This window comes from Haloferax sp. s1 (assembly GCF_058382125.1).
Map to the genome: position 1 here is coordinate 1 of NZ_JBZRPK010000562.1, position 7,519 is coordinate 7,519.

Sequence of the window (7,519 nt, forward strand, 5' to 3'; positions counted from 1 at the left end):
CTAGTGAAGTATGCTTCCTCCTAGACTTGACGACCTCACAGTTGAAGACCTCGAGCGACTAGTGGAGACCGGCACACCGGAGAAACAGGGAATCGAATTCAAACGCCAGCTTGATCCACAGAACAAAGGCCACAAAGAGAAATTTTTGGCCGAAGTCACCTCTTTTGCTAACACAACTGGCGGGGACCTAATCATCGGAGTTCCTGATCCTGAAGATGTCGACGGGAAAGACGACGCCAAACTCTGGTGGATCACCGACCACGACCGCGACCAATACAAGTTGATGTGGGAGAGCTTGATCCGCACCAGTACTGATCCACGTCTACGAACTCACGAGATACGGACACTAACCAACCCTGACGGAAACGGATTCGTAGCTATAGTCCGTGTCCAGGCCAGCACGGTCTCACCGCACCGAGTTACACTTGGTTCGAAGAAACCGTTCTACGGACGAAACTCTGCCGGGAAATACCAATTCGACGCTGGACAGCTCCGAGAGAAGTTCATTGAGCAGTATAGTCTTCGCGAGGAGGTGGAGGACTTTCTGGCAGAGCGGATTGCCAAGATCCGTAGCGGAGATACACCGGCTCCATTCGAACCAGGGCCGTGCATGGTGCTGCACGTAATCCCGGCGACCGCGTTCAACCTGCGGTCAGAGGTTGATATCAGTTCGGATGGTAGGGATGCGTTCAGTGGATTGCCACTATTTCACCGGAATCGTGGTGGTCAAATCCATTCAAACGCTCGTCGGAATGTTGATGGGATTGTGAACTCGCAGGATATTGGTAACTTCCGTAGGGCCTCAGAAGAAGAGGAACCACAGTCGGAATACGTTCAGATATTCAACGACGGTCGTATCGAGGCCGTTCACTCATTCCACTTCAGGAGTTATTTTTCTGAGGAGGATAAGATCGGTTTCCGGACGCTTTATGAAATCCTCCATGACCGGTTGCCGGACTATACTGGATTCTTAGCAGAGCGCGATGTCTCACCGCCTATCTTTCTCTATCTGACCTTCGTCGATGCGGAAGGATTTGTCACCACTTCAGATAAGAGTCGAGACTCAAAGAAACTGGATAGAGAGATTGCTACGTTACCGGTTGTAGCTCTAGAATCCTACGATATGATTTTTGAGGAGGTGACGAAAAAGTTCATGCAGCACATCTGGCACGCGTTCGGCGAGCTTGGTGATCCGTTCGACACTTACGAGGAACCTTAGAGAAACTTGGATCTACTATTCAGCCTGAACAACCCGAACACTAGTCAGTATGGCCAACTCGCGCTCTGTATTCAGTACGATGTTCATGATAGTGACATGATAAACGTGGCCGGATTAGAGACTTCCGAGAATAGGCTAATTCCGGAAGTTTACGAAAGAGAGTCGATCTTAGATTGAGATCGTGTCTTAATTGAGTCCAAGACCGGTAGCAGTTCCTTCTCTATACCGGCGAGTTTCTCACCCGAGTTCAACACAGTCTCCGCGTAGGCTAAGTCAGACGAGACTTGTTCTAAGTTTTCAACTACTTCGTCAGAGACATTTATCGTATTTCCAACTGCAGCGTGATGTCTTATTTCGTCTCTTCGCTTAGTGAAAACCTCTGCTCCATTAATCTCACGCGGAGATTCTGAACTGCTCATCACCTCCCACCAGTCATCCTCTGTCAGTTCAGCAAGGGCGCTTGCGTCTTTATACCAGTCCCTTCTTTCACGTTTGTTCTTGGTTTGGTACTTCTTCTGGATCTGCACTCTCGAAACTCGACGAGAGACCCGTAGGGAGATGTAACCGCTCAGAATGACAGTAAGAAATGGTGTAACTACGGGAAACAGTGGATGCGCTATCACTGACTCAATACTTTGTAAGATGGTTGCGGGTTGGAGAAAAACAATGTATTCCATACCCAGAACGAAATGTGGTAACATCATAGAGCTTGGGAGGACAGGTTACTTCCGGAACTCAGAGTGAGACCCCGCTCATTGACCTAATGATGTTCTCTTCTGACGGTGCGGCGAGGTAGGGCTCGATAGCGTCGTAGGAACTCCACCCACCGAGTGCCATCACGATTCGAGGCGAGACTCCTTCCTCGACGAGAAGATGATGCGCCCAGCAGCGGCGCAGATCGTGACTGGACACTCGCCGGTAGTCGTCGTCGCCGGTCGCGTCCGCTGCGGCGTCGGCGGCACGGTCGACCCAGCCCTGAAGGGTTCGCTTCGAGCGTTGGACAATAGGGTTGTTCGGGCCGATGCCGTTGTGGTCGTCCTGGACGTAGCGATTGATTCTCGCCTCGAGGTCGATAGGGAGCCACGTCTCACGTTGCTTCCCGTGTGCGTGCTCGCCGGTGGTGTCTTTTCCACGTCTAACTTCGAGCTTGTAGTGTCGGCCGTCGGTGCGGCGTGAGATGTCGTTGGGCGTGACGTCGAGAACCTCGGCAACGCGAAGGCCACTGTCTCCCATCAGCCTCAGCGCAATCTCTGCGAGGTCAGAGTGTGCTTGTCGTGGGAGTTCGCGATACTCGGCGCGATTCATCCAGACGTTCCAGGTGCCGTCTTTGTTCCGTTCGGTTCGCATGGGTTTCACGATTTTCTAGACAAGCGTGCAAGATAAGTCATCGGGCGGGTTTGGTGGCTCGTCTGAGCCGGCGCTTTTCGAGTGTTTGAGTCGGTGGTCTTCGGTGCGGTTGCGTGTTTCTTTACAAACACGAAACCCACATTCAGGGTGAGAGAACCAGAGCGAAGGAAAAGACCAGATTCGAGTTACTGTTCTTGACGCTGTGCGACCCACTCACGGACATCAGTCGCGATGATAATCCCTGAGAGGAGTATCAGGACGATGCCGAGAGCATCCGACGTTATCCCGTATCCGCGGTTCATCAGCCAATCTTGGCCGAACAGCACGTAGACTGCGAACGCAGCCATTACAATGTCGCTTGCCCCGCGGACGGTGTGTGTGATGTTGCTCATTGCTGTCTCGGCGTTTTCGGCCGCCGATAGCCGGACCGACTTTCTCGCCAATAAATGTCGTCCTCAGCTTTAGAAGCCGAGGATTTTCATCAGCGAAACAACCGAGCCAAGCGCGAAGAAGACGATTTTCACCGTCATCAGCGCGCGTTCGAGTTTTTCGTCGGTCATTCTGTTACACGGAGGCGTCCTGCCTCCACTTACTCGTAATACTCCTACCCCTATAAATATATCGGATATTTGATATTTACGGATTAAATATAATTCGCACAGCGGTTATTACCATGGAACGCCAAACTCCAGATGCTGTTACACGGAGGCGTCTACGGGCGTATCCACGCCTATGACGCTTTTCTAAAGATACCTCTCCCGAGTGCCTACTCTTCGTCTAACTCGCACACGATGTCCTACTAGTGAACAGAGACCGATTCGCCCACTCTGGCCGATGAAGAGCGTTCACGCACAGGGACAGAGAGACAGTATCGGCTTCCACTAGATTGGTTCGTCCCGACTCACCCGCGAATCATCTGTAACAGTGCAATTACCGCAATTAGTTGTCTTCCTCTCGTTCTATATCGTGTAACTCGACATCAGCAACAATTGGATTCCCAAGATCATCCTCTCTCCAGGTGAGATCAGGACTTACTGTGAATTCCTCGTTACCCTCTCCAACAAATAACGAGATTCGATCTCCATTTTCCAGCGCTTCTGCTATCCGAGCCCGACCACCTCGGTCATTAACGTGATACCCAGTCTCTAGAACACGTTTCGCTTCGATAGACCAGCCATCTGGGCCAGTCCCTACTTCTACCAACAAGTCCACACTCACACCAACGTTGTTGTTCAGACACTCGTTGAAGCGAAGATTGGCTTCCTCGTAAGTCCCTTCTGGCAGTGCTTTCTCATCGGCAAGCCGGAGAAGGAATTGATCCCATGTTTCGCGATCATATTTCTCTTCGGCGAGTTTTGCGTGAACACTCTCTGAGATTTTGACGTTTTTTCGATTCGTCATATACAAGACTGTGTCCTGCACTCCTATAATTGTATCCCTGTTTGGGATATTAAACCTCTATATCCCTATTTGGGACCTAGAGTTAAGTGAGACCAAGCAAAATCGATGAGCAATGAGCAACGAAGAGCAGTTAATGATCGTCATCGGTCTCCTAGCCCTCCTATTGACTGCGTTCACACTCGGAATCATGGTAGCCTAGACGAGAAGCGAGGGAAACGAGGAACTCAGTGCTGATCACGGGTGACATGCTCGGAGTCAACTTCCGAACGTTCGTCTCTAATTTTTCGCGCACGGCAAGCCGCGCCGAGTAGGCGCGGCGACCCCTGCTTCAAGTGTTTCATCTGAAGCCACCGAAGGTGGCTGAAGTAATCTTGGAGTGTGGCTCTTTAGCCACACATCTAACGGAGAATCAGGGGGGACCCCCCGGATTCGAAGTGACGGCGGTGGCGGTCGCTGGGCGGTCGAGACGACGTCCAGAAAATTGCACCCGCTACGCGCCTGAAAAACCTGCAAAAGAAGCCGCTTCTACACTGGAAGGATAGTGTCGCCACTCAGCAAACAGAACGTCAGCCGACGAGCTGACGGAGTTCACCGAAGCTGTACGTCAACGGAGCGGAGGTGTCGTAGGCCTCACCGACAACAGCGAACTCGCGGGCGAACTGCTTCCAGTCGTTCCCAGTCACCTCTGCCCACTTCGCAGCGCCAGTCCGAAGGATACGCTTGACCTCTTGGCGCGTCACCTGCGGTGCAAGCTCGAGACGCTCGCGACCGTCGTCGCGATCATCGGAACGACCACGGACGTAGTTGCGCAGCCAGCGTTCCCAAGGACCGTCACCATCGCCGTAGGTGTCTGCCCGGATGATATCCTCCGTCGCTTCCTCGAGCGTCGCGGAGACCGAACGCCGAGCAGACTCGATATGTTCGACGATCCCCTCGGCGATGTGCTTCGACGCGAGTTCGACGTGGCCGTACTCGTGGAGCACCAGGTCGCCGAGTCGCTTCAGTGCGCGATACACGGTGTCTATATGGACGCCGATCCGTTCGGCGAGGTCCGCCGGTGAGATCTGCCCGCCGTCGGTCACCAGTTCATCAACGAGGTTCACGTCCGTCTCGTAGAGGTTATTCGCAGCGGCGAACAGTCGAACCTCGTCGTCCTGCTGCTGGGCGATACGCGGCAGCGGGTTGTCGATGACTTTGACCATCCGCGCCTCGCCGTCGACGGCGAAGTAGTCATCCGCGACGTACTTCTGGTGGTCCGGCGTCACTGGCAGGTCTGACCAGTTCAGGACGTTCAAGAGTCCTTCTTCGAGTTCCTTGTAGAGGCTCTCGACGTCCTTGAATCGGAGGACATCGTCGTACAGTGAGTTCTGATAGGAGACACCGATTTTCGGGTTCTCCAAAGGAGTCCCTTCGACGGCGTCGGGGTTGCGGACGTGGTAGTGTTTGAACTCCTTCGGGAGTTCGTGTCCACCGACGACCTCGGCGGCGCGCATCGCGCAGATCGTCGCCGTGTGGTAGTACCCTTCGCATCCCGTATCATCTCGAACACTCTTTGCGTAGCCGCTCCGCTCACGGCTCAACAGTAACGAAATCCGGTGAAGTGTCCCGTCGATAGCGAACACCTTGCCGGTCTCGCCCTTCTTCGCGCGGACGTACAGCTCCGCGTCGGTGATGTTCGACGAGTCGTGGAGGTTCTCGGGGTGGCACAACTCTGCGTTGATCTCGGTGAATGAGTTCCATCCAAAGGCGCTTTGCCGCTCTCGCAGTTCGGCGAGGGCGTGGTAGAGTAGGCTCGGGTAATCTGTGAATTCGAAGTAGCTCCCGCGAGTTTCGACGTCCACCCCGAGAATGCCGTGCGGGTTCGGAATCGACTTCCCGCTTTTCGACTCGACACCGGGCCAGCGCGGACGGACTCGGAAGTACGCACGTTTTCGGTTGTCGTCTTTCGCGGCCGTCCAGGAGCCGTAGCTTGCGGGATAGACTCGAACGAGGAACTCGGGGACGTCTTCGAGCCGCCAGTCGTATGGCCCGAGGTCAGTATCGTCGTCGGGGACCGCGAGACCGGGATTATCGGCGTAACCGAACTCGATAGTCCACTCTTCACCACCGTATTCGAGACCGGCACGTAAGTTGCCGTGCTCCTCGAAATCGTGCATTTTGTAGAGTGAGACGAGTCCGAAGTAGGTTTTCAGCGACTTATCCCACTTGAGGTACGCCGCGAACTCGTGCGGTTGCGGCAAGAGGAACTTCCGAAGACCTGAAACGGCTGTCTTCGAGTCTTGCCCGCGCATCGTCCGAGCGCGTACGCCACGCTTCTGACGACGCTCGTGCATCTCTGCCTCCGCGCACGAGTAGAAGTGATCCTCGCGAACGTCCTTCCGAATGTGAGTCCCACCGCAGAATCGACACTCACCAGTCGGTTCGAGGTCACACGTCCACTCGTGTTCGAGTGCGGCTTCTTCGGTTTCGAACGTCGTCTGGCAGTAGCGGCATGCCGCGACGTACTCGGGCAGTTCGAACTCGACGCGGTCGCGTTCCTCCTGGACGTCTTCGTCAAGGTGGTCCGGAACGTACTCGCCTTCAACTGCGGACTCGACGGTGTCGTCTTCGTCCGACGTGACGGCGGTCGCCTCGTCGAGGACCGAGAACTCCGCGACGATCTCTCCAGGTGCGTCGTCGCTCACCGCCGGTCACCTCCGTAGGCGATGCGAACATCCTGTCCAAACCAGTCGGTGAGAGACTGCGAGGAGTAACTGCAGATGTCGCAGACAGAGACACCAACGACAGAGCCTCGATGCCATCGGTGCTGTCCTTCCTCGCATGGGCCGTCCTGCGTCCGCTGACGGAGTTCGGCGAGGACGATACGCCGATGGTCGTAGCGGTCGTCTGCACGCTACGAGACGAGCCAGACGGCTGTCTCCTCGGCATCGGACTGGACTTTCGAGAGGACTTGGCGAGCGCCGGACGACTGAAGGTAAGTCTGGAAGCGTGCCTCGTAGTCGGTCGAGTGCCAGGAGACAGCGAGTGCGTCCTCAACATCGTCGTCTTTCGCAGCGGCTTCTTCGACCCGACGACGAGCGGTTTCCAGAGACTCTGGTGGTGCGAGGTGCGGGACAGAACGGTCGATGAGGTCTTCGGCCCACTCAGGAACGTCTCGTACGATGGCGAAGACACGATCCCGGCCTCCGGGAACGACCTCGTTGTTCGCGAGCGCCGTGAAGTAGGTTCCACGAACACTCACTGGCCTTCGACCTCCTTCGGCGCGAAGACCTGCGTCCAGGTGATCTGGGCGTAGTCCGACCGCGTTTCGCGGGAGACCCACGAGAAGTCGAATTCATCGACGAGGCTCGCCGGGACGATCTTCGCGGCGATGATGTCACGCGCAGGAGTCGGTGCACAGACGGCGAAGAGGTAGACACCGCCCTCCTCGAGGAGGTGCTCGTGTTGGCTCCGTCGGAGAAGGAACCGTCCGCGGCGCTGCGCTTCGCCGTAGACGACCATCGCGCTCTTGATTTCGACGACAGTCCCGGGTTCGAGGAGACAGATGCCGAC

Annotated in this window: 8 protein-coding genes; 1 reads left to right on the forward strand and 7 read right to left on the reverse strand. The window is 55.4% G+C overall.

Annotated features, from left to right (window positions below):
• Nucleotides 1-10 precede the first annotated feature (10 nt).
• A complete protein-coding gene (locus tag QT222_RS10370) occupies nucleotides 11-1,219 on the forward strand; it encodes an AlbA family DNA-binding domain-containing protein (RefSeq protein ID WP_491477118.1) in 1,209 nt (402 codons plus the stop codon).
• A gap of 149 nt (nucleotides 1,220-1,368) precedes the next feature.
• On the opposite strand, the gene QT222_RS10375 is transcribed toward QT222_RS10370, so the two are convergent.
• The 7 genes from QT222_RS10375 to QT222_RS10405 form a co-directional block, all read right to left on the reverse strand.
• A complete protein-coding gene (locus QT222_RS10375) occupies nucleotides 1,369-1,896 on the reverse strand; it encodes a hypothetical protein (RefSeq protein ID WP_491477119.1) in 528 nt (175 codons plus the stop codon).
• A 58-nt stretch (nucleotides 1,897-1,954) separates the two neighbouring features.
• Nucleotides 1,955-2,566, reverse strand: a complete 612-nt coding sequence (locus QT222_RS10380; RefSeq protein WP_491477120.1) for a site-specific integrase — start codon at nucleotides 2,564-2,566, stop codon at nucleotides 1,955-1,957.
• A 185-nt stretch (nucleotides 2,567-2,751) separates the two neighbouring features.
• Complete coding sequence (locus QT222_RS10385) at nucleotides 2,752-3,009, reverse strand: hypothetical protein (RefSeq protein ID WP_491477121.1); 258 nt, start codon at nucleotides 3,007-3,009, stop codon at nucleotides 2,752-2,754.
• 496 nt (nucleotides 3,010-3,505) lie between these two features.
• Entirely contained in the window at nucleotides 3,506-3,967 is a 462-nt protein-coding gene (locus QT222_RS10390) for a hypothetical protein (protein ID WP_491477122.1), read from the reverse strand.
• Between the two features lie 566 nt (nucleotides 3,968-4,533).
• Nucleotides 4,534-6,651, reverse strand: a complete 2,118-nt coding sequence (locus QT222_RS10395; RefSeq protein WP_491477123.1) for a DUF7845 domain-containing protein — start codon at nucleotides 6,649-6,651, stop codon at nucleotides 4,534-4,536.
• A 209-nt stretch (nucleotides 6,652-6,860) separates the two neighbouring features.
• On the reverse strand, nucleotides 6,861-7,208 hold the full coding sequence (locus QT222_RS10400; protein ID WP_491477124.1) for a hypothetical protein: 348 nt from the start codon (nucleotides 7,206-7,208) through the stop codon (nucleotides 6,861-6,863).
• A partial coding sequence (locus QT222_RS10405) for a PD-(D/E)XK family putative nuclease (RefSeq protein WP_491477125.1) occupies nucleotides 7,205-7,519 on the reverse strand: 315 nt, incomplete at its 5' end. The genes QT222_RS10400 and QT222_RS10405, both read right to left, overlap by 4 nt.

Bases quoted from the DNA above. Each gene is read 5' to 3' on its own strand.
- QT222_RS10370 (WP_491477118.1), top strand. From the start codon at position 11: ATGCTTCCTCCTAGACTTGACGACCTCACAGTTGAAGACCTCGAGCGA.
- QT222_RS10375 (WP_491477119.1), bottom strand. From the start codon at position 1,896: ATGGAATACATTGTTTTTCTCCAACCCGCAACCATCTTACAAAGTATT.
- QT222_RS10380 (WP_491477120.1), bottom strand. From the start codon at position 2,566: ATGCGAACCGAACGGAACAAAGACGGCACCTGGAACGTCTGGATGAAT.
- QT222_RS10390 (WP_491477122.1), bottom strand. From the start codon at position 3,967: ATGACGAATCGAAAAAACGTCAAAATCTCAGAGAGTGTTCACGCAAAA.